Raw genomic sequence first — 22,813 nt, forward strand, 5'->3', positions numbered from 1 at the left:
TCCCAACCCTCCCCGGAAGGGAGGGCTTTTTTAAAAGTCTCCCCAACCGGGGGAGATTTAGAGGGGGCTGTGCTAATTTTTGGCAAAGTAATTGCATAGCCATCAGTACTATGAAGAGCATCACATTCCAAAACATATCCGATTCTTACCAGTTGGTAAGCGGCGCAAAGATAAAAAGCAAGAATTACGACGAAGTGTACGAGCTTGGCGAGTACGACGGCAACAAACGCGGCTACACCCTGTACGCCTTTGAAGACGGCCTCCGTTTCGAAGATTTCAGCGTTATCATCTCCGAATATGAGCTCATGAACAACTACATGATCGAAGTGGTGAAAGCGAACAGGCTGGCGGCGTAAATTGTCTGAACTCGAATTTTAAGGAATTTCTGGAATTAACAGAATAGGACTACAATTTCGATAAGAAGTTGATAACGCGTTCCACCCGTTCTGCTACCGTAGTATCGCCGCGTATCTCCAATACTTTCGCATCAACCCGGCTTAGCCAGTCCTCGTGGTGTTGTATGCTTCGCCCGCTAAATGAGCGGTCATCGTATTTTTCAGCCCAGGCAACGAATTCCTGGTACTGGGCGTTGCGGGCAGGGTCGGTGTAGATGATATCGCCGTAGCGTTCGATCTCGCGGGCTATCAGGCGTTGCATACGCAGTTCATGCGGGATGTACAGGAACACCACCACATCGAACATTTCTTCCCAGTCGGCACCCCATTTGATTACCGAACCGGCTTGTACCCAGCTTTCGTGCTTAGCCATTTCGGCTTTTATCATGGCATTGCGCAATTCCGGCTCGCGCTTGGTGGTGAAGGGGGGATCGGTAAGTACCCAGAAGTATTCGTCGGTATCAAAAAAAGGGATATTTAAACGCTTGGCCAGTGCACGACCCAAAGTGGTAGAGCCCGCACAGGATGCGCCCATGATTTGTATTTTCATATGTCTGGATTGATGGGGCGAATTTAAGAATTTGCTGAATTGTTATCTGAACCATGATGCGCTTGACTAAAGGATTGCCTGATTGTTGTCTGGACCGTTGATTTTAATGATTTTAAGATTCCGATGATTCTTTTTGTCTGAACCTTGATGTACTTGATTAAAAGATTGCTTTGATTTTGAAAAAAGAGCCCGACAAGCCTAACGAAGCCCTCAAAAACCGGCCTTGTCCTGTTCGGCAACCACTGAAACCGCTAACGCACAAACTTTCATAGAACAGGGCGTAGCCGGCACTTTTCTTTGGTTCGTTTCTTTTGGTGCCAAAAGAAATGAACATCCACTGACGCTTCAGGCAGCACACCCATTCCTAACAAGGCACAGGCGAGGCAAACTGCTCTGCCTGTTGATGATTGCCACGCTTTGCCTACAATGAAGATAATGAGAAACATTTTCACAAAAATTTTCACACTTTTGCACAGCAAACCCGTTTTGCAATACAAGTACTATTATGACAGCTACCGAAATACGCCAGGCTTTCCTTGATTTTTTTGCCTCTAAAGGGCACATTATTGTACCCAGCGCGCCCATTGTAATTAAAAACGACCCTACCCTGATGTTCACCAACGCGGGGATGAACCAGTTTAAAGACGTGTTTTTGGGCGAGGCGCCAGCCAAAGCGCCGCGCGTAGCCGATACCCAACGCTGCCTGCGCGTAAGCGGAAAACATAACGACCTGGAAGAGGTGGGGATTGATACCTACCACCACACCATGTTCGAGATGCTGGGCAACTGGAGCTTTGGCGACTACTTTAAAAGAGAGGCCATTGCCTGGAGCTGGGAGCTGCTTACCGAAGTTTACAAGCTGGATAAGGACCGCCTGTACGTAACCTATTTTGAAGGCGACGAAAAAGAGGGCCTTGAAAAAGATACCGAAACCTATGACTTGTGGAAACAGTATGTAGACGATAGCCACATCCTCCCCGGCAATAAAAAAGATAACTTTTGGGAAATGGGCGAAACCGGTCCCTGCGGACCGTGCTCGGAAGTGCATTTTGATAGTCGCCCCGATAACGAGCGTGCAGAAGTAAGCGGTGCCGTATTGGTTAACGCCGACCATGACCAGGTGATAGAGATCTGGAATAACGTATTTATGCAGTTTAACCGCGTAAAGGATGGTTCGCTGCATTCGCTGCCTAATAAGCACGTGGATACCGGCATGGGCTTCGAACGTTTGGTGCGGGTGCTGCAAGGCAAAACAAGCAACTACGATACCGACGTTTTCCAGCCGATGATACAGTTCATCGCAGAGAAATCGAACAAAAAATATAACAGCGCCGCCAAACCCGGCGATACCGATTGGGCAGATGCCGTAGCCATGCGCGTATTGGCCGACCATATCCGCGCCATCAGCTTTGCTGTTGCCGATGGGCAGCTACCGGCAAGCAATAAAGCCGGCTACGTTATCCGCAGGATCTTACGCCGCGCGGTGCGTTATAGTTATCAAACTTTGGGTTTTAAAGAGCCTTTCTTTAATGAGTTGGTGCCTTTATTGGCTGAACAATTTAAAGGTGTGTTCGAGGAACTGTGGAATCAAAAGGATTTTGTACAGAAGGTGATTTTGGAAGAGGAGGTTTCGTTCCTGAGAACTTTACAAAAAGGCTTAAATCTTCTAAATGATAATTTTAAGCAACTGGAGGAATTAAAAACAAAAGGGTTCAATACAGCAACCCTGGGAATATTAGACATTGTTGCTTTTGAGTTATCGGATACATATGGATTCCCAATCGATTTAACAGAGCTAATCGCTCGCGAAAAAGGTTGGTCGGTAGATATTGAAGGCTTTAACAAATATCTCAAAGCCCAAAAAGACCGTTCCCGCGCTGCTACAGCCATCGATACCGGCGACTGGATATTGGTAAAAGACGAAGACGAAGCCGTTGAATTCACCGGTTACGACGAAACCGAAACTATTGCCCATATCATCAAATACCGCAAGGTAACCGCTAAGGGCAAAGAGCAGTTCCAGATTGTGTTGGATAAAACGCCTTTCTATGCCGAAAGCGGCGGCCAGGTAGGGGATAAGGGTGAACTGGTGTTCCCTAACGGGGAGATAATCGAAGTTACCGATACCAAAAAGGAGAATGGCCTTATCGTGCATTTTGCCGATAAACTGCCATCAACACCAGAGGATGCGTTAACGGCTATTGTAGATGCGGAACGCCGCAACAGTACCAATAACAACCACAGCGCCACGCACTTGTTACATGCCGCCATGAAACAGGTACTGGGCACGCACGTCAACCAAAAAGGCTCTTTAGTAAATGCCGATTACCTGCGTTTCGATTTCTCCCACTTCGCCAAAGTGACGGAGGAGGAACTGGCACGCATCGAAGCTATCGTAAACGAAAAGATACGCCAGAATATTTACCTGCAGGAGGAGCGCAGCGTACCATACCAGCAAGCTATCAGCAGCGGCGTAACCGCCCTGTTCGGCGAAAAGTATGGCGATTTCGTAAGGGTAATTACCTTTGATGCCACCTTCAGCAAGGAGCTTTGCGGCGGTACGCATGTAAAGGCAACCGGGCATATCGGTTACTTCAAGATCATATCGGAAAGTGCCGTAGCGGCCGGCGTTCGCCGTATCGAGGCCATTACCGGCATCGCGGCAGAGACTTACATCAACGAGCAAACCAAACTGGTGCAGCAGGTAAAAGAACTGCTGAAGAACCCAAAGGATATCGGCAAAAGCATCGAAAGTCTGCTGGAAGAAAACAGCCGTCTGAAAAAGGAGATCGAGAAATCGGTACTGGAAAAATCATCCGGCTTAAAAGATGAACTGGCTAAAAAAGCAGAAAGCATCAACGGCATCAACTTTATTGCCCAACGCGTAGAGTTACCCAATGCCGATGCGGTGAAGAATCTGGCCTATAATTTAAAGGATATCGTGCCCAACCTGTTCCTGGTGCTGGCAGCGGAGATAGGCGGCAAGCCCAACATCATCGTAATGATTGCCGAGAACCTGGTGAAGGATAAAGGCTTGCATGCGGGCAACATCGTGAAAGAACTGGCCAAAGAAGTAAAAGGCGGTGGCGGCGGTCAGCCGTTCTACGCCACCGCCGGCGGCAGCGATGCCAGCGGGATTGATAAGGCGCTGGAGAAGGCGAGGGGGTTTGTAGGGTAATTGAATCGTGAGATTTGACAACTTTTAAAAAGTTGTCAAATCTTAATAACCCCATCGTCATTGCGAGGCACGAAGCAATCTCTACGCAGGACAATGCACTGTGCAGGTCGCTCTGCATATCGGGAGATTGCTTCGTGCCTCGCAATGACGTGGTGGTAAACGTCGCGCTGCAACTCAGCCCCACGCTTCGTTCCTCGCAATGACGTGCTGGTAAAGAATTGGTTACAAAAATAAGGCCCCCCGATCACTCGGAGGGCCTTCATATTTTAAATGCCTTCTGTTTAGTGTTTGCCGTGGCCGCCGCCATGACCTTTGTTGCCGCCATTGCCATGGCCGCCACCTGGGCCTTTATTGCCACCATTGCCGTGCCCGTTACCCGGTCCGCGGCCCGGGCCGCCATTATTTGTCCTTACAACCGTGGTTCTGCGTACATAGTGCTTGTTATGCGCTGCATACGAATTGCCACGCACCACCATTGGTTTATTATAACCTTTATATTTGGCATAACGCACGCGGTCGGTTGTATAGTAAGTGTAAGCCCGCGGCCTGTTTACCGCAACCTTATAGCCATTGTTAATATTGTAGCTGCTATATCTTGGTGGCAACGAATTGCGAAACACCCAGGTGCCGCCGTCCATGTAAACGTATTGATGTTTGGGTACATAGTAATAGCTTTCTACGTCGGGCAGGTAATAATAATCAACCGTAGAATATTCTGCAGGTGGGTTCCATAACCCAACGTTAAGGTTAACGCTAATCTGCGCATCTGCTTTTGTAAATGAGGCGGCAAGGATTAAACATCCGGCCAGCATCCCTAATAGTGTCTTTTTCATGGTTTTGAATATGTGTTAACTTGTTATTAACAGTTTGGTATAACAGACACCGTAATCGTCAAAAGGTTTAGAAAATTATAAATATACCGTAAAAAGACCCGGTTTTATTGTTTAAGTAAAAGTATTATCTCCATTAGATAAATGAAGGTAAATGACTGCCTTTGTAGCTATTTTTTGCAATACGGGCAATGCATTTGAAAAAAAACACGCAAAAAATATAATTAACATTATATTTGGAAGGTTCAAATCAATGCTGTACAGCAGCTGAATATATTATATGGCAGTTCTAACAGGCGGCGTGAGCGATAAGTACGAGTTAGTAGTAGGATTAGAGATACACGCGCAATTATCTACTTTAAGTAAGGCATTCTCTTCAGATTCGGCTGCTTTTGGCGCGGGTCCAAACGAGCATGTGAGTCCCGTTTCGTTGGGGCACCCCGGTACATTGCCGCGCATCAATAAAAAAATGGTGGAGTACGCCGTTAAGATGGGCCTGGCCTGCAATTGCGCCATCAACCTCAACAATACTTTCGCGCGCAAGAATTATTTCTACGCCGATTTGCCCAAGGGCTACCAAACCACACAAGATCAGCACCCCATATGCATTGGCGGCCACGTTACTGTTAAGCTGGCCGATGGTACCTCGAAAGATATCGCCATCCATCACATCCACATGGAAGATGATGCCGGAAAAAGCTCACACGATCAGCACGATGAATATTCGCTTATCGACCTGAACAGGGCGGGGGTGCCGCTGATAGAAATTGTATCGCAGCCCGATCTGCGCAGCGCCGAAGAAGCCGGTCAGTTTTTGACTGAGGTGCGCCGCTTGCTGCGTTACCTGGATATTTGCGACGGCAACATGGAAGAAGGCAGCATGCGCTGCGATGCCAACATATCCGTACGCCTATGGGGCGCGCCCGAGTATGGCAACCGTTGCGAAGTGAAGAACCTCAATTCTATCCGCAATGTGCAACGCGCCATTGAGCATGAATTTGCACGACAGGTAGAGGTGATAGAAGCAGGCGGTCATATAGACCAGAACACATTAAATTTCAACGCCGACACCGGCGAAACGTCCGTGCTCCGTTCGAAAGAAATGGCGAACGATTACCGCTACTTCCCCGAGCCGGATCTGCTGCCTATACAGTTGGATGACGCATACTTGCAGGTTATCCGCAGCCAAATGCCGGCTTTGCCTAAAGAGCTGTTCGCGAAGTTTACTACTGAGCTTGGGTTATCTGAATACGATGCGGGGGTTATCACCGCGGATAAACAGTTTGCCGCTTACTTTGAAGAAATTATCAAGCACACCGATCATTACAAATCTGCCGCTAACTGGCTGATGGGTGCCGTAAGCTCTTATATCAACGACCATAGCATCCACATAACCGATATCCCACTAAAACCCGCCACCCTTGCCGGGCTGATAAAATTGGTAGACGAGGGCAAGGTGAACAACTCTGTTGCCTCACATAAGATATTCCCGGTGCTGATTAAAGATGGCAACAAGAACGCCGCCGATGTAGCCATGGAACTTAACCTGCTCATTAGCGATAATTCATCGCAACTGGATGAGTTCATACACGCTGCGCTGGCCAAATTCCCCGATAAGGTTATCGAATACCAAAAGGGCAAAAAGGGCGTTTTAGGCTTGTTTATGGGCGAGATAATGAAAATATCTAAAGGCAAAATCGACCCAAAGAAAACCAACCAGCTTTTAATAAAGGAACTAGAATCTAAATAGTAATGAAGATCCGTCTGTTTGCCTCCGTGTTTTTTTCCGCAGCCCTGTTTTTAGCGTCATGCAAGGATGGCGACACCTTTACCGTATCCGGCACCGTAAAAAATCCGGGCAAAACCGGCAAAGTGTATTTGCTGGCTGCAGATAGTGCGGGCGTTATCCCGGTAGATTCGGTTATGCTGGATGGCGGCAACTTCAAATTTAAGCACAGTACGCCATTTGCCAACTTGTTCAAGCTGAGCATCAACGGCAATATATTCGATATCGTAGCCAAAAATGGCGAAAATATAACCCTGACTACCGATTTGAACGACCCGGCCCACGTGTACGACGTAACAGGCTCCGAAACTTCCGAGCAGATAAAAGAGTTCAACCGTATCAGCAATTACTACGGCGATAAAAACAGCAAACTAACCGACGAGTACAGAGCAAAATCCGACTCTATAGGGCACGAATCAGATTCTTTGCTGAAAATATACATGCCCGTCTTCCAAAAGAATATTGATGATAACAGCCAGGAAGTATTGAAATTCGTAGAGAAGAACAAACATTCGTTGGCGGGTTTCTACGCTGCAACGTCACTGGATCAGTTTAAATACGAGCAGCAGCTGGTTGCCTTTGCAGACGCCATCAAGGGCGAATTTAAAGATAACCCCAGCGTTAGAGCCTTCATCCGCCAGATGGATGCCGTGAAACCGGTATCGGTTGGGCACAAAGCACCGGAGTTTACCATGACCAGTATCGATGGCAAACAGGTGAAACTTTCTGACTATAAAGGCAAATATGTGATGCTCGATTTTTGGGCATCGTGGTGCGCTCCCTGCCGCCGCGAGAACCCCAACGTGGTTAAACAGTATGCAAAGTTCCACCCGAAAGGCTTTAATATACTAGGCATATCCCTCGATGAACAAAAAAGCGCATGGCAAGGTGCAATCAAATCTGATAACCTGAGCTGGACGCATGTATCTGAAATGCAGCGTTTTGAAGGGCCAACTGAGCGCCTATACCAGGTATCTGCCATCCCTTCTAATTACATTATCGACCCTAACGGCAACATCGCGGCTAAGAATATTACCGGTGCCGATTTGGAGGCTTTCTTAAATAAGACGTTTAATTAGCCTAAACACAAGGTTAAGCTTTCTCGCTACTTAACAATTTGTTAATATGTAGTTAACCATAAACTGGTATTAAGGTTATACATTTATGCAAAAAAATTAACCTGCATGAGCACTACCACAGGAAAGCAAAAAATACTGATTGTTGACGACGAACCTGATATTTTAGAGTTGATAGAATACAACCTTAAAAAAGAAGGTTACCAGGTATTTTCGGCCCGTAACGGGCAGGAAGCCGTTGCCGAAGCCAAGAAAACACTCCCCGATTTGATCGTATTGGATATTATGATGCCCAAGATGGACGGCATAGAAGCCTGCCGCATTATGCGCACCATGCCCGAGTTCAAGAACACCTTTATGGTTTTCCTGACGGCCCGCAGCGAGGAGTACTCTGAGATTGCCGGCTTTAACGTAGGCGCCGACGATTACATTGCCAAACCTATTAAGCCGCGCGCTTTGGTAAGCCGTATAAACGCCATACTGCGCCGCAACGCCCCGCCCGAAGAGGTGGCCGATAACAAGCTGGAAATTGGCAACCTGGTGATTGACCGCGAAGCCTACCTGGTGTACAAAGCCGGAGTTAAGGTGGTATTGGCCAAGAAAGAGTTCGAACTGCTTTACCTGCTGGCTTCTAAACCCGGCAAGGTTTACACCCGCGAGGTAATCCTGAAAAACATTTGGGAAGACTCGGTAGTGGTAACCAACCGTACCATAGATGTACACATCCGCAAGCTGCGCGAAAAGCTGGGCGACGACGTTGTAGCCACCGTAAAAGGCGTAGGCTACAAATTCGAAGCCATATAAAGAACGAGGCCCTGGTAAAACCGGGGCCTCGTTTGCTTTTAGGGGTGTTTGCTGTTATTGTAAAAACATGAATGTTTTTACGCCATACTCTTCAAAAACGGTAAGCTGTTTTTTAACCACCTGGTTGTTTGATGTTACGGCCATGGTATAAGTGCCCGGCGCCAGCTCAGATAAATTGTAGGTTTTGGCTACAGAATCTTTGGCGGGCAGGTAATCGGTCATCAATTCGTTGCTATCTGCATCGAAAAACGTTACGTACGATTTGCCCACGCTTTCTTTTTGGATGCTGATGGCTACTACCATTGGTTTGGCTGCCGATTGTACGGTTACCTCATCCTGTGCGGGTAGCACTTTGCCGGTTGCTGCAAAAATGCTGGTGCTTACTAACAATAAAAGGGCTGATAATTTGATTGCTTTTTTCATGATATTTTTAATTTTTTGTGTGTTGGATAATTGTTCTCGTTTGTTTCAATACCCAAAGCAACAACAAAAAAACAGGCCGCTAAAACCAAATAGACCATCAGTGAGGTTATATAGACGGGCGGTAGATTTTAGTCGTTAAAGCCTTATAATCAATAAATAAGGAGGATATCGGCTGCTCGTCGGTTGTTTTTCAGGGTTCATCGGTCGTGATGGGGTGCCCGTCGGCAATGGTAGTTTTTCGGGCCGGGGATAACCTGCTGTTTCTTCCACGCAAGCTTTAAGAGGTTCCTATTAAAACAACGCGGCTTGTTTAGAGGTTATCCTGATAGTAAATACAGCAGACCAATAAACACTACCATCATATGAAAAATTTTGAAACGTTAGTGGATGCCACTAACGACCTCACCAAACGCGGATACGAAGCCAACCTTAGCCTGGAGGGCGACACCATAGACGATAAAGACAAAAATATACACATGGCGGCCGATGAATTCGAGATAGACGAGTTCTATCGTTTCGAGGGACAGAGCAACCCGTCGGATATGTCCATCGTGTATGCTATCAGCTCCGCCAAATATAATCTCAAGGGTATTCTGATAAATGCATACGGCACATATGCTAACGACAGTTCATCGGCTATAGAAGCAAAACTGCACCATAAACAGGTAAGCACCCACTTGCACGGCAGCGACAGGCCTGTGGAGTAAGTTTTTCAGTTTGCAGTTCTCAGTGGGCAGTTTGCAGTAGCAGGTTTTTGTTTACAGTTCTCAGTAGGCAGTTTGCAATTAAAAAATTTGCAAACTGCCCACCGAGAAATAAATCCTTCTGCCCACCGCAAACTGCTAACCGCCTACTTTTTCGGAAACTACAAACTGCCCACAGCAAACTGCCAACTATTTCTTCAACGCTGCCAGCAACTTCTTCCCCCTCACCTGTATAGCCGGACCTCCGCTCCGCATCAGGAACTCCATTTGGTTGGCCAGTTCTTCGGCTATCCAGTCGTACCGTTCACTTAGGTTAAAAAGCGCATCGGCAGCAAATATCTTAACGGCAGGTTTTACTTTAGGGTTTATGATCCAATCAAAAAACTGTTCTACGGTATCTTCCAGATCAATCTCCCCTAAGGCTTTCTTCACAACATCCGGTGCCTTGGTGCTGGTCATAAACATCATGATGCGGGCGTAGTGGCGTTTGCAACTCTCGTTGTTTACCTCCTTTATGCGCGACAGGAAATATTTGAGGTTTGCCGAGTAACGTGCAATGTCGCTCAGCATCACACTATCAAGCAGCCACATGGCACGGAAGCCAAGGGTTTTATCGGTATGGAAGGTTAGGTCAATCAGGGCGTCAACATCCAAACGCTCTTCATTTACGATAGCCGTTAGTTTGGCAATTTTAGTTTTGCCGAAGGTTTTGTAAAGCTCCTCGATAAGCTGGTCGTGGCTGAGCATGGGGTTGATAATTGAAAACTTAAATTTAGAAAAATTGGACGATGCGGGTGCGATTTTTTGCAAGGCGGTTTGAGCGACTCAAAAAAAATTAAAATCGTGGCAAAAAATTGGATGATGGACAATCTTACTAAAAATGGCCGATTTTGGAGCCTTTTTTGCAGATGGATAAACTGGCCCGAAAACGGCCAATTTTTTGATGGGAAAAGCGCGAAAAACATCCTTTTTTTTATACTATAAATAAAAAAACACGGAAATTTTAGCAAGTGAATTTGGGGGTTTGATAAAAGATTGTGTCGCAAATGGTCTCTTGTGGGTTGGTTACGCCAAGGTCAAAAATGAAACTTTACAACATTCAAACGTTCCAACCTTTCAACATTCCAACAACTTATTATACATTTGTCCGGTTAAATATTTGTTATTACATGGTTAAATTCAACCGGTTCACGCTGGATAATGGCCTCAGGGTTATCGTCCACGAAGATAGTACAACACCCATGGCGGTGCTCAACATCCTTTACGATGTGGGCGCACGCGACGAAGACCCCGAACAAACCGGCTTCGCACACTTGTTTGAGCACCTGATGTTCGGCGGTTCGGTAAACATCCCCAACTACGATGGTCCTTTGCAACGTGTTGGCGGTGAGAACAATGCGTTCACCAGCAACGATATTACCAACTATTATATCACCCTGCCGTCGGCCAATATCGAGACCGCCTTTTGGCTGGAGAGCGACCGTATGCTGAGCCTCGCCTTCAGCAAAAAAAGCCTGGAAGTACAGCGCAATGTGGTGATAGAGGAGTTTAAGCAACGCTATCTTAACCAGCCTTACGGCGATGTGTGGCTAAAGTTGCGCCCTATGGTGTATAAGCAGCACCCGTACCGCTGGGCAACCATCGGCAAAACCATAAAACATATCGAAGATGCTCGTATAGAGGATGTTAAGGCCTTCTTTAAAAAGCATTACAACCCGCAAAACGCCGTTATGGTAGTAGGCGGCGATGTGAAAACCGAGCAGGTAAAACAGCTGGCCGAAAAATGGTTCGGCCCAATACCGGCGGGGGAGAAGTACGTTCGTAACTTGCCTATCGAAGCCCCGCAGCAAGAAGAACGCCGCGATACGGTTACAGCCAAAGTGCCTCTAAATGACCTATATATCGCTTTTCAGATGGAAGGCAGGTTGGATAGCAGCTTCCACGCGGTGGATCTCATGTCGGATATCTTGTCGCGCGGCAACTCCTCCAGGCTTTATAAAAGGCTGGTAAAGGATAAGCAATTGTTCAGCGAGGTGCATGCCTACATTACCGAAAGTATGGATAAAGGCATGTTTGTGATGCAGGGAAAACCCATAGAGGGCGTTGCGATAGAGGACGCAGAGGCTGCCCTTTGGCAGGAGCTTGAGATGCTGAAAAACGAAGAAGTGCCTGCAGATGAGCTTACTAAAGTAAAAAACAAAACCGAATCGATAAAAGCGTTTTCGGAGATGTCGCTTTTGGATAACGCCATGAACCTGGCTTTTTACGAGCTGATGGGCGATGCCGATAACCTTAACCACGAAACAGATAAGTACTTGGCGGTAACTTCGGCAGATATTAAGGACCAAGCCAATAAATTGTTCCGGAAAGACAATTCTTCAACGCTGGTTTACCTGGCGGAGAAGACCGAATCTGAATTATCTGAATTGTCTGAATCAGAATTTTCAGAATTAAAGAATTAACAGAATTGCCAAACCGGAATTTGTCGAATTTAAAGAATTCTGAAAAGTTGCTTAATTCTTTAAAATCCGAGTTCAGTCACGAAAAATATTCAATGATAAAACTTGATAGAAAATCTCCTCCCCAATTCAACGGGGTGGAGAACATAGCCTTAATAAAGCCTGAGCACATAAAACTGGCGAACGGCTGCGATGTTTACGCCTTCAATTCGGGCGGGCAGGATTTGCTGCGCATAGAATGGATATTCAACAACCTACGTTTCAACCCGGCTAAGCCATTGCTCAATGTGGCCACCAATACCATGCTTACCGATGGTACCGGCCGCATGACAGCCGCGCAAATTGCCGACCATATAGATTTTTACGGCGCTTTTTTGCAGGTTGATTACAGCTACGATCAATCGCAGGTTACGCTTTATACGCTAACCAAACACCTGGCCAGCACGTTGCCGGTGATTAAGGATATCATCACCAATTCGGTTTTTCCGCAAAAGGAACTGGATACCTTTGTGCGCAACCAGCAGCAGAAACTGCAGGTTAGCCTGCAAAAGAACGATTTTGTGGCCCGCCGCATTTTCAATAGAGCCCTCAACGGCGATACCATCTACGGGCTGGCCGCTCAACCCGAAGATTTTCAGAGCCTTACACGCGATGATTTGCAGGCGCATTTCAAAGAAATGTATCAGCCTGCCAATTGTACCGTCATTATTGCCGGCAAGGTAAACGGCAGTGCCCTGGCATTGTTGACGGAAACTTTTGAAAACGATTGGGAAAATCAGCCGGCGATAGCCGATATCATGCAGCCCGCGCTGGAACCATCTGCAGAAAGGTTTTTTTATACGGAGAAACCCGGGGCCCTGCAATCGGCCATACGTATCGGTACGCCGTTCATCAATCGTGCGCATCCCGATTTTCCGGCTATGCAGGTACTCAACACCGTTTTGGGCGGCTACTTCGGGTCGAGGCTGATGGCCAACATCCGCGAGGATAAGGGCTATACCTACGGCATTGGCTCGGGTATAAGTTCATTCAAGCAAAGCGGCTCGTTCTTCATCGCATCAGAAGTTGGGGCAGATGTTTGCCATTCTGCGGTTAGCGAAATAGAGAAAGAGGTAAACCTGCTGAAAACCGATTTGATACCTGACGACGAACTATCGCTGGTGCGCAACTTTATGCTCGGCTCGCTTTTAGGCAGCCTGGAGAATATTTTGTCGCATGCCGATAAATTCAAGAACCTCCATTTCGCAGGCCTGGATTACGATTATTACGACCGTTATACCGCTGCGGTAAAAAACGTTACCGCCGAAGAGTTAAAGGCGCTGGCTAACAAGTATTGGGATTTTGAGAACTTTTATAAGGTAATCGTTGGAAAATATTAAATCCATCTCGACGCCTAGAAAATATAATTAATACCAAATTGGTACGAGTTTAAACTGGTAGTATAGCTAGCTGATTTTGTAATTTCTGCGTTTGGGAAATAGCTGCCATAAATTTCGATGTGCTTATTAAGCACGGTACCAACCTTAAATTGAAATGTGGTGTAGCTGCCATTAAGGTCTCCGCTGTTTTTTATTTTTGTTGTATTGCTTGTCGGTTGCCCTTGTACAACAACAGTAACTTTTCTTGTGCTGTAAGATACCACATTCACAGAGTACCCGAGGTTTAAAAAAACCTTGAGGTTTTCGGCATTATAAATATTGTAGATCACTTGCGGGGTTATGGAGATAACATTCTGTTTAAGCTCGATTATGTTTTCGTCGTAGGCCGCTACATTGTAAATGGGGTTTGGTTTATCAGCGATGTCAAAGTTGTTTACAGAGTAGCCCATCTCCATCCTTAATATTAAATGCCCAATATCCGGATTGGTTATAACATCTATACCTGCAATTATCTTTGGCGAACTTGCCTTTGCGGGTGGCGGATTGTAATACGGGCCGTCTGCTGAATACTTTAGCGTGCTCGAAATAAAGGCTGCCCCTGCAAAAAATCGAACAGGTGCTTTATGCGCCGCGACTGTAATTTTTAGTGCAGTGTTGCCATTTATTTTTGCCGAAATCTTTTCCAGATCGCCTTCTTTATATCCAGCTTGTTGTGTTTGCGCAATTACTTTTACAGCATCGGTCATGTTCTTTTGAGCTAAACGGGCTAACTGTACTCTAAACGTATTTTTGTCGATCACGCTGCTACTGCCGTTTGGGTCCTGGTAAATGCCATACAGTAATTCTGTCGGTACAAGCATCCCGGCTTCTTTTACATAGAAGCGTTCTTTTATATCATCCCGATAGGCATACAACGTAATTTTTTCTCCTTTTTGAATAGTTTTTAAAAATACGCTCTCAATAGTTGCGCTGGTATCTGAAAGGGCGGGAGGCGAAGCTATATCGATTTTATTCAAACTGATGCTCACGGTGTACTTATAATAACTTACGTAGCCATCGATCGCGAAGCAGTTAATATCCGCCAATCCGTATGATTTTGCTTTACCACTTACGGCGGCCTTAAAATCTATATCCTTTGGGTTATGTTCCCACTCTTTATAATTGATATAGCCGTGTAAAGTATCTCCTTTTAAATTAACGATATACCGCTTTTGAAATTGGATTGTGCGAATGTTGCAAAAGGCAGGAATGAAAAAATCAGTAAGATGTTTCTTTTCATAAACATGAGATAAGGTTGATTGTAAATATAGCTATATGCGACAAATAAACATGCCCTAAAAAAGCATTTTAACTAAAGCCTCTTAAATTGCATCTTCAATCATCAATACTTTGTCAGTTTTTGCATCAAATCCGAAATCATACTTTCGATATCCGAAATAAAACCGCATCTTTGCCCGGCAAATAATAACTCCAAAATAATTATTTGCTATGCAGTTAGACCCATCTAAATTTGTTGCCGAAGGATTAACTTACGACGACGTTTTACTACTCCCCGCTTACTCAGAAGTATTACCGCGCGAAGTTAACACGAGTACTTTTTTAACGAAAACTATACGTTTAAACATCCCCATCATTTCGGCAGCGATGGATACCGTTACCGAAGCCGGCCTGGCCATTGCTATTGCGCAGGCAGGCGGTATTGGCATGCTGCATAAAAACATGACCATACAGCAGCAAGCCGATGAGGTACGCAAGGTAAAACGATCTGAAAGCGGGATGATACAGGACCCGGTTACTTTGCTGGAAGATGCCCTGCTGTCGGATGCGTTCAACATCATGCGCGAATATAGCATCGGCGGTATCCCGGTTATCGATGCCGAGCACAAGCTGAAAGGCATCATCACCAACCGCGATCTGCGTTTCCAGAAGGACATGAGCGTCAAGGTTATCGAAGTGATGACCAAAACCAACCTCATTACAGCCCCCGAAGGTACCGACCTTACCGAAGCAGCCAATATATTGCAAGCCAATAAAATCGAAAAGCTGCCCGTGGTTAATGCGTACGGCACATTGGTAGGCCTCATCACTTATAAAGACATCCAAAAAGTTAAGAACTTCCCTAACGCTTGTAAAGACCAGTACGGCCGTTTACGCGTTGGCGCAGCAGTTGGTGTCGCCTCGGATAATATCGACCGTGTAACGGCTTTATACAATGCCGGTGTGGACGTAGTGACGGTTGATACCGCGCACGGCCACTCTAAAGGCGTTATCGATATGGTAAAGGCTGTTAAAGCACTTTATCCAACGTTACAGGTTATAGCAGGTAACATTGCTACTGCAGAGGCCGCCATTGCCCTCGCCGATGCCGGTGCCGATGCCGTGAAAGTAGGTATCGGTCCTGGTTCTATCTGTACTACCCGTATCATAGCGGGTGTGGGCGTTCCGCAATTATATGCTGTTTACGAATGCGCCAAAGCGCTGGAAGGCCGCGGCATCCCCGTTATTGCAGATGGCGGTATCAAGCAAACAGGCGATATCGTAAAAGCAATCGCAGCTGGCGCAAGCTCAATTATGGCGGGTTCGTTATTTGCTGGGGTAGAAGAGTCACCGGGCGAAACCATTATCTACGAAGGCCGTAAATTTAAATCGTACCGTGGCATGGGTTCGGTAGAGGCCATGGCCAAAGGTTCAAAAGATCGCTACTTCCAGGATGAGACCGACGTGGTAACCAAGCTGGTACCCGAAGGAATCGTAGGCCGCGTACCGTTCAAAGGCAATATGGCCGAGGTGATATTCCAGTACATCGGTGGTTTACGTGCCGGTATGCACTATTGCGGTGCTGCTAACATCGAAGACCTGCAACGCGCCAAGTTCGTACGCATCACGGCCGCCGGTATGCGCGAAAGCCATCCGCACGATATTACCATTACTAAAGAAGCGCCGAATTACACGCGATAGAGGCTAGCGAACAGAGTTTAGTTATCGGTATCATAAATAAATGAGAAAAGGAATGCAAATTTGCATTCCTTTTCTCATTTATCGGCGTACAGTTTTAGCTTTTACTTATTATCGCCGAATCCGGCCTTAGGGCCTAATCCCGCTGCAGCAGCGAGTTTCAAGGCCTGGTCTTCTGTAAAGCCCTCTTTTACCAGTGCATCAAAATATTGCTTATTTAACTTAGCCAACTCCGCCAGTTTGCCCGGCTCTTTGTAATAGCTTATTTGGGCATCCATCATACTTTTAATCATCGTTTTGTACATGTTGCCTATGCCGGCATCGCCGCCCAAGCCGCCGAAAAGGTTGTTGCCGCCTTCGGATACGTTGCTCCCTTGCGAAAGATCCGGGGACCCTCCTCCCGGTGCTGTTATCCTTATATCGGTTATTATGTTCCCGTCGGCTGTTTGCTCCTTAAGGCTCACGTTATAAAAATTGAAGAAGGCTACGCCCTCGGTACGCGGCCCGGCGCGTTCAATAACATCTATTAGCTTGGCATTCGCCGGTATTTTTTTAAAGTACACTTTAAACATTACGGTTTGCCCTTCCTGGGTAAAGGTGTGCCTCTTGGTAGGCGCAACAGCTATGCCTTCAGATTTTACATATTCGTAACGCTTATTGTCCACGTCGGTTTGCAGGTAGATTTCCTTGTTCAAAACCGCCCAGGCGCTATCGCTGCTTGCAGTTACCTGTATTTGTACCATCGAGTACAATTTGTCGGTTTGTATCAGTACGATTTTGGCATTTGGGTCGTCTTGCGAACCAATTTTAGGGTTAGCAATGTTTTGCGCAAACGATGTAAGGCAAAACAGTATCAGCGCGGCTGAGAAGGATAGGTGTTTTTTCATTTAGATTGTGGTTTATATAATAGCGTAAGTTTAGGTTGGCGGATTAGTTAATGCAATAGATAAAACCCGCAAAATAATGGATGATATAATTTATGCTTCGAATTTAGGGTTTTAATCCGTCGAAACCCTTTTACTATTATATTTACCGTCATGAAATCCCTCTGCGTATTCTGCGGTGCCAACTTTAACGGCGACCCGGTTTTGAAGCAATCCATCAACCAACTGGCCGAGATAATGGTTAGCCGCGGTATCGAACTGATATATGGCGGCGGCAACGTTGGCGTGATGGGTCTGCTGGCCGATGCAATTATGACCCGGGGAGGCCGGGTTATCGGCATCATCCCGCAGTTTTTGATGGACAAGGAGGTAGGGCACAAGGGGATTACCGAGCTGCGAATCGTGAAAAACATGCACCAACGCAAGCAATTGATGAACGATCTTTGCGATGCCATCGTAATGCTTCCCGGCGGTTTCGGCACGCTGGAAGAATTTTTCGAAGTGCTTACCTGGCTGCAGTTGGGGCTACATAACCATCCGGTAGGTATCCTGAATGCCAACGGTTTTTATGATAGCCTGCTGCAGCAAATGGATGTAATGGTTCAGCAGCGCTACTTAAAGCCAGCCAACCGCGCATTGGTGCTCAGCTCTGCCGACCCGGTAGAACTCATCAACCTGATGGATGCAATTGACATAGCGCCTGATGAAGTTTGGTTCAGGGACAGGAATTTGACCTAAGTTCAGTTGGCGGTTGCGGTAGCAGTTGGCGGTAAAAAGCCAACTGAGAACTGCACACTGATGACCGCCTACTGAGCCATCGTCTTTACATACATCCTAACCCTATGCGTGGGCATGATGCTTACGATGCCGTTGGTTTCCTGCTTGTTGGATAGCACGATGTACATCTCAACAGATACGCCGTTCTTATTGAAATTATCTTTCCGCTGAAACCTGCCTGTTTCTATTAGAGTTTTATCATCAAGCGAGCCTGTTGTTTCCGGCTTGCCGAAAATTGCCTCAGCCTGCTTTTGGATGGATAAATAATGATCGATATAGGGTTGCAAGGTAGTTAAAGGCTGTTTTATTGCTTCGCGATTATTGGCGAAGTTGGTATCATCCCATTCGTATAAAACCTGGTTGAGGGTAGAATCTGTTCCATTCGGAAAATAGTACACCAGCAAATCGGGCAGCGATTGTTGTTTGCGGCGATATACCTCCGGTTGACCTATATGGGGGCCGCTTAGAAAGGTGGTTGTTAATTCAATAGGCGTGCCGTTTGCCGCTTTTTCAAAACCGCGGGCATACGCCAACGTTTTTTCTTTGATATCGAATGTGTATTGGGCGTAGGAGTTGGCGGCGAAACAAATTAAAAGAAATATCAATAGAGTGGTTCTCTTCATAATCAACACGAATTTCGTCAATTGGGTTTATTGTGTACAATTGGTAAATCAAAATTAATGTAATTAGTCTCATTCGCGCAATTCGTGCCCATTAATTTGTTATGCATGCATAGATTTGCGTTTATTTTCCTAACATTACCCTACCTATTATGAGCACGTATATGGATTTGGAATTTAATAAAAATGAGGATGTTAACAAGCAACTCGTTTACGAATTTAACACCCGGCTAAAAAAGATATACCTGGGCGGTGGCGAAAAAGCCGCCGCCAAACAAAAAGAAAAAGGCAAGATGCTTGCCCGCGAACGCATAGCCTACCTGCTGGATGACGATAAGCCCTGGTTGGAAATAGGTGCCTTTACCGCAGATGGTATGTATGCCGAGCACGGCGGCTGCCCAAGCGGCGGCGTGGTTTGTGGTATAGGCTACGTAAGCGACCGGCAATGCGTTGTTGTTGCCAACGATGCTACAGTTAAGGCGGGGGCCTGGTTCCCGATAACAGCCAAGAAGAACCTGCGTGCGCAGGAGATAGCCATGGAGAACCGCCTGCCCATCATCTACCTGGTAGATTCGGCAGGGGTTTATTTGCCCTTGCAGGACGAGATTTTCCCCGATAAAGAACATTTTGGCCGCATCTTTCGCAATAATGCGCATATGAGCAGCATGGGCATCATCCAGATAGCGGCCATCATGGGCTCTTGCGTGGCCGGCGGGGCGTACCTACCCATCATGAGCGACGAGGCGATGATCGTTGAAGGCACAGGCTCGGTTTTTTTGGCAGGCTCGTACCTGGTAAAATCGGCGATAGGCGAGGAGGTGGATAACGAAACCCTGGGCGGCGCCACTACCCAATGCGAAATTAGCGGCGTAACCGATTACAAACACCCCAACGATAAAGCCTGCCTCGATTCCATCCGCAATATCATGAATAAAGTGGGGGATTATAATAAGGCCGGTTTCGACCGTACAAAACCATCCGCCCCTAAGCTTAATGAAAAAGACATCTACGGCATACTGCCCGATAACCGCGAGAAAGCCTACGATATGCGGGAGATTATCTTTCGTCTGTTAGACGACTCCGAATTTGAAGAATATAAGGCGGGTTACGGTCAATCCATCATTTGCGGCCTCGGCAGGGTAGATGGCTGGGCGGTGGGCATTGTGGCCAATCAACGTAAGGTGATCAAATCTAAAAAAGGGGAGATGCAGTTCGGCGGGGTAATTTACTCCGATAGTGCCGATAAAGCCACCCGTTTTATCATGAACTGCAACCAAAAAAAGATTCCATTGGTGTTTTTGCAGGATGTTACCGGTTTTATGGTAGGCAGCCGTAGCGAACATGGCGGCATTATAAAAGATGGTGCCAAAATGGTGAACGCCGTGGCTAATTCCGTTGTGCCTAAATTCACCATCGTAATAGGCAATTCATATGGTGCAGGCAACTATGCCATGTGCGGCAAGGCGTACGACCCCAGGCTTATATACGCCTGGCCATCGGCCAAAATAGCCGTAATGGGCGGCTCGCAGGCGGCAAAAGTTTTGGTACAGATGCAGGCCGCGGGCTTAAAAGCCAAAGGCGAGGAGGTAGACGAGGCCAAAGAAGCCGAGCTGCTAAAACAAACCACCGACCGCTACAACGCCCAAACCACCCCTTATTACGCCGCCGCCAGGCTTTGGGTAGATGGCATCATCGATCCGCTGGAAACACGTAAAGTAATATCTATGGGGATAGAAGCCGCCAATCACGCGCCTATTGAAAAAGCTTTTAATGTGGGCATAATACAAACCTAATAACCGTAGAGGCCCGATATTTCGCCTCTTTTTTGTTATTTTACGCTATGCTCACTATCGATATATCAGACCGCACCTACGGCGAATTGTTTGGCACAATTGCAGGGCTATATATGCTTGTATTAGGTAATGGCAGACGTGTGCAGTTCAACAAATTGCTCAAAAATGGCATTCGAGTACAAGGGAAGGTTGAAGAGATAAAAATAAAGCGTTGGAGTTGGGTCACCAACAATAGGCAGGCGCGGTTTTATCCAGTGATATATTTTAAAACGGTCGACTCGGGGCCTATCTCGGCCGATTACGACCTGTTCGCAAGCAACCCTTCTGTCTATGCACTTGGGGAAAAGGTGGAGGTTGTGTACGATCCGGCTAACCATAAAAACTTTATGGTGGATAATTTTAGCACGAAAACGGTGGCCCCGCTACTATTGTTGGCAGGGGCCGCCGTTCTTTCCGCCTCGGTAATTTTTTATATCCTCGATCCGGATAGTTATATCCGTTTTTAGCGCTTTTTTGCTAAACTTGGCGTCTACTACACCCTTCCCGGATACGCTTTCAAGCCTTCGGCCAGTACAACCATTGCTTTATTCAGGTCATCGTTGTTGATTACATAAGCCATGCGTACCTCGTTGGTGCCTGCGCCGGGCGTGCTGTAAAAACCGGTTGCAGGTGCCATCATTACCGTTTGGTTCTCGTAGCTGAAGCTCTCCAGCATCCACTGGCAAAATTTATCGGCATTATCTATCGGTAACCGTGCTACCACATAGAACGCACCGCCCGGGTTGGGGCAGTACACGCCATCTATTTTGTTCAACGCGCTTACCAGTGTATCGCGGCGTTTGGTATATTCGGTGTTTACGGCGGTAAAGTACTCGTCGGGCGTATCTACGGCGGCTTCGCCGGCTATCTGCTCAACCATACCGGCCGATAACCGCGCCTGGGCAAACTTCAATCCTGTTGCAATAACAGCCTTGTTTTTGGTGATCAGGCAGCCAAGGCGCGCACCACATGCGCTGTAACGCTTGCTTACCGTATCCATTACGATAACATTCTCGTCCAATCCGCTCAAGTGCATAGGGGAAATGAACTTGCGGCCATCATAGCAAAACTCGCGGTAGGCCTCATCGCTAAAAAGGTACAGGTCGTATTTCAGGGCAAGCGCCTTCAAGGCCTCCAATTCTTCCCTCGAATACAGGTAACCTGTTGGGTTATTGGGATTGCAAATGATGATGGCCTTCGTTCTATCGGTTATCAGTTTCTCAAATTCGCTGATAGGGGGCAGGGCAAAGCCGTTATCGATGTAGGATAATATCGGTTTTACCAACACATCAGTTTGGTTAGCAAAGCCGTTGTAGTTGGCGTAGAATGGCTCGGGGATAATTACCTCGTCGCCATCGTCGAGGCAGCTAAGCATGGCAATGGTAATGGCTTCCGAGCCGCCGGTGGTAACGATGATGTTTTCAGGCGTTATATCGTAGCCCAGTTTATTGTAGTATTCGGTGAGCTTTTTGCGGTAACTCAGCGTGCCTTCTGATGGGGTATAGGCCCATACCTTAAAATCGATGTTTTTTATGGCGTTCAGCATGCCCTCCGGGGTTTCAATATCCGGCTGGCCTATGTTAAGGTGATATACTTTCTTACCTTCCAGCTTAGCTTTATCGGCAAAGGGGGTTAGCTTACGTATTGGCGAGGCAGGCATGCGCTGCCCTTTTTGCGAGATTTTTGGCATGGGGCAAAATTACTAAAAAAATCATAGCCCTATTGCTCCCCTTTTATGTTGACACTGCTTCGGTAAGCATCACGTGGCCGGCAGGTGTTCCACTTTGAATGTGGAACACTGATTTTTGAATATCTGTTGATTATCAGGGTTTTGTATTTTTTTGTGGAACGCTTTGGAACACACCCTGTTGTTTAAGTAAAATGTATAATAGGTTTGTTATTAGTCACTTAAATAAAATCGGTAAAAATCAGTTGTCTCGTCCTGAAATAGGTTTACACATTAAGTAAACAAATATGGAAGAGAAAGTAGCCTCATTGATTCTTGAAGACCATAATGTAGGGGGTTTAAGTTATCGTACTTTAGCAAAGAAGTATGGAATATCCCGAACTCAAATCCACCGGATGGTGATGTCAAAGCAAAGGAAGCAGAAAAAACCGGCAGTAATCAAAGCGGAGGTAGTGGAAGAGTTAGCCTTACCAG

General features: G+C 46.6%; 20 protein-coding genes and 1 pseudogene. 13 read left to right on the forward strand and 8 right to left on the reverse strand.

Annotated elements, in window-relative coordinates; translation table 11 throughout:
• Window positions 1-110 precede the first annotated feature (110 nt).
• Complete coding sequence (locus AC1DXC_RS25285) at window positions 111-356, forward strand: hypothetical protein (RefSeq protein WP_477461962.1); 246 nt, start codon at window positions 111-113, stop codon at window positions 354-356.
• 49 nt (window positions 357-405) lie between these two features.
• On the opposite strand, the gene AC1DXC_RS25290 is transcribed toward AC1DXC_RS25285, so the two are convergent.
• Window positions 406-945, reverse strand: a complete 540-nt coding sequence (locus AC1DXC_RS25290) for an AAA family ATPase (protein ID WP_477461963.1) — start codon at window positions 943-945, stop codon at window positions 406-408.
• 505 nt (window positions 946-1,450) lie between these two features.
• Here AC1DXC_RS25290 and alaS point away from each other — a divergent pair.
• Complete coding sequence (gene alaS / locus AC1DXC_RS25295) at window positions 1,451-4,123, forward strand: alanine--tRNA ligase (protein WP_477461964.1); 2,673 nt, start codon at window positions 1,451-1,453, stop codon at window positions 4,121-4,123.
• Between the two features lie 281 nt (window positions 4,124-4,404).
• Here alaS and AC1DXC_RS25300 read toward each other — a convergent pair whose 3' ends face one another.
• Window positions 4,405-4,956, reverse strand: coding sequence for a hypothetical protein (locus AC1DXC_RS25300; RefSeq protein ID WP_477461965.1), 552 nt, complete (start codon window positions 4,954-4,956; stop codon window positions 4,405-4,407).
• A 277-nt stretch (window positions 4,957-5,233) separates the two neighbouring features.
• Here AC1DXC_RS25300 and gatB point away from each other — a divergent pair, with 277 nt between their 5' ends.
• The 3 genes from gatB to AC1DXC_RS25315 all read left to right on the forward strand — a co-directional run bounded on the left by gatB (window position 5,234) and on the right by AC1DXC_RS25315 (window position 8,619).
• Complete coding sequence (gene gatB, locus AC1DXC_RS25305; RefSeq protein WP_477461966.1) at window positions 5,234-6,703, forward strand: Asp-tRNA(Asn)/Glu-tRNA(Gln) amidotransferase subunit GatB; 1,470 nt, start codon at window positions 5,234-5,236, stop codon at window positions 6,701-6,703.
• A 2-nt stretch (window positions 6,704-6,705) separates the two neighbouring features.
• The gene (locus AC1DXC_RS25310; RefSeq protein WP_477461967.1) at window positions 6,706-7,818 is read left to right on the forward strand and encodes a redoxin domain-containing protein; all 1,113 of its coding nucleotides are present in this window, start codon (window positions 6,706-6,708) and stop codon (window positions 7,816-7,818) included.
• A 105-nt stretch (window positions 7,819-7,923) separates the two neighbouring features.
• Window positions 7,924-8,619 carry a response regulator transcription factor gene (locus AC1DXC_RS25315; protein ID WP_477461968.1) on the forward strand — a complete coding sequence of 232 codons (696 nt, stop codon included), beginning with the start codon at window positions 7,924-7,926 and terminating at the stop codon, window positions 8,617-8,619.
• A 54-nt stretch (window positions 8,620-8,673) separates the two neighbouring features.
• Here the strand turns inward: AC1DXC_RS25315 and AC1DXC_RS25320 are convergent, their stop codons facing one another.
• Entirely contained in the window at window positions 8,674-9,042 is a 369-nt protein-coding gene (locus AC1DXC_RS25320) for a hypothetical protein (RefSeq protein ID WP_477461969.1), read from the reverse strand.
• 362 nt (window positions 9,043-9,404) lie between these two features.
• Between AC1DXC_RS25320 and AC1DXC_RS25325 the strand changes: the two genes are divergently transcribed.
• Window positions 9,405-9,749 (forward strand): phosphoribosylpyrophosphate synthetase, encoded by a 345-nt coding sequence (locus tag AC1DXC_RS25325; protein ID WP_477461970.1) that lies wholly within the window; start codon window positions 9,405-9,407, stop codon window positions 9,747-9,749.
• 186 nt (window positions 9,750-9,935) lie between these two features.
• Here the strand turns inward: AC1DXC_RS25325 and AC1DXC_RS25330 are convergent, their stop codons facing one another.
• A complete protein-coding gene (locus tag AC1DXC_RS25330) occupies window positions 9,936-10,493 on the reverse strand; it encodes a hypothetical protein (RefSeq protein ID WP_477461971.1) in 558 nt (185 codons plus the stop codon).
• 422 nt (window positions 10,494-10,915) lie between these two features.
• On the opposite strand from AC1DXC_RS25330, the gene AC1DXC_RS25335 reads away from it, so the two are divergent.
• Window positions 10,916-12,208: a M16 family metallopeptidase gene (locus AC1DXC_RS25335; protein WP_477461972.1), complete on the forward strand. Its 1,293-nt coding sequence runs from the start codon at window positions 10,916-10,918 to the stop codon at window positions 12,206-12,208.
• Between the two features lie 92 nt (window positions 12,209-12,300).
• Window positions 12,301-13,584, forward strand: a complete 1,284-nt coding sequence (locus tag AC1DXC_RS25340) for a M16 family metallopeptidase (protein ID WP_477461973.1) — start codon at window positions 12,301-12,303, stop codon at window positions 13,582-13,584.
• 14 nt (window positions 13,585-13,598) lie between these two features.
• Here AC1DXC_RS25340 and AC1DXC_RS25345 read toward each other — a convergent pair whose 3' ends face one another.
• Window positions 13,599-14,669, reverse strand: a complete 1,071-nt coding sequence (locus AC1DXC_RS25345) for a hypothetical protein (protein WP_477461974.1) — start codon at window positions 14,667-14,669, stop codon at window positions 13,599-13,601.
• Between the two features lie 403 nt (window positions 14,670-15,072).
• Here AC1DXC_RS25345 and guaB point away from each other — a divergent pair, with 403 nt between their 5' ends.
• Entirely contained in the window at window positions 15,073-16,542 is a 1,470-nt protein-coding gene (gene guaB, locus AC1DXC_RS25350; protein ID WP_477461975.1) for an IMP dehydrogenase, read from the forward strand.
• A gap of 101 nt (window positions 16,543-16,643) precedes the next feature.
• Here guaB and AC1DXC_RS25355 read toward each other — a convergent pair whose 3' ends face one another.
• On the reverse strand, window positions 16,644-17,426 hold the full coding sequence (locus AC1DXC_RS25355; protein WP_477461976.1) for a hypothetical protein: 783 nt from the start codon (window positions 17,424-17,426) through the stop codon (window positions 16,644-16,646).
• A 150-nt stretch (window positions 17,427-17,576) separates the two neighbouring features.
• Between AC1DXC_RS25355 and AC1DXC_RS25360 the strand changes: the two genes are divergently transcribed.
• Complete coding sequence (locus tag AC1DXC_RS25360; protein WP_477461977.1) at window positions 17,577-18,161, forward strand: LOG family protein; 585 nt, start codon at window positions 17,577-17,579, stop codon at window positions 18,159-18,161.
• A gap of 68 nt (window positions 18,162-18,229) precedes the next feature.
• Here the strand turns inward: AC1DXC_RS25360 and AC1DXC_RS25365 are convergent, their stop codons facing one another.
• Entirely contained in the window at window positions 18,230-18,823 is a 594-nt protein-coding gene (locus AC1DXC_RS25365; protein WP_477461978.1) for a hypothetical protein, read from the reverse strand.
• Window positions 18,824-18,984: 161 nt separating this feature from the next.
• On the opposite strand from AC1DXC_RS25365, the gene AC1DXC_RS25370 reads away from it, so the two are divergent.
• Together AC1DXC_RS25370 and AC1DXC_RS25375 are read left to right on the forward strand one after the other, a co-directional pair.
• Entirely contained in the window at window positions 18,985-20,613 is a 1,629-nt protein-coding gene (locus AC1DXC_RS25370; RefSeq protein ID WP_477461981.1) for an acyl-CoA carboxylase subunit beta, read from the forward strand.
• Between the two features lie 47 nt (window positions 20,614-20,660).
• Window positions 20,661-21,119, forward strand: a complete 459-nt coding sequence (locus AC1DXC_RS25375; RefSeq protein WP_477461979.1) for a DUF3592 domain-containing protein — start codon at window positions 20,661-20,663, stop codon at window positions 21,117-21,119.
• 26 nt (window positions 21,120-21,145) lie between these two features.
• On the opposite strand, the gene AC1DXC_RS25380 is transcribed toward AC1DXC_RS25375, so the two are convergent.
• A complete protein-coding gene (locus AC1DXC_RS25380) occupies window positions 21,146-22,342 on the reverse strand; it encodes a pyridoxal phosphate-dependent aminotransferase (protein WP_477461980.1) in 1,197 nt (398 codons plus the stop codon).
• A 284-nt stretch (window positions 22,343-22,626) separates the two neighbouring features.
• Here AC1DXC_RS25380 and AC1DXC_RS25385 point away from each other — a divergent pair.
• Window positions 22,627-22,813 (forward strand): annotated as a pseudogene (locus AC1DXC_RS25385) (hypothetical protein); the annotation flags it as partial.

The organism is Mucilaginibacter sp. P2_D11, assembly GCF_056404435.1.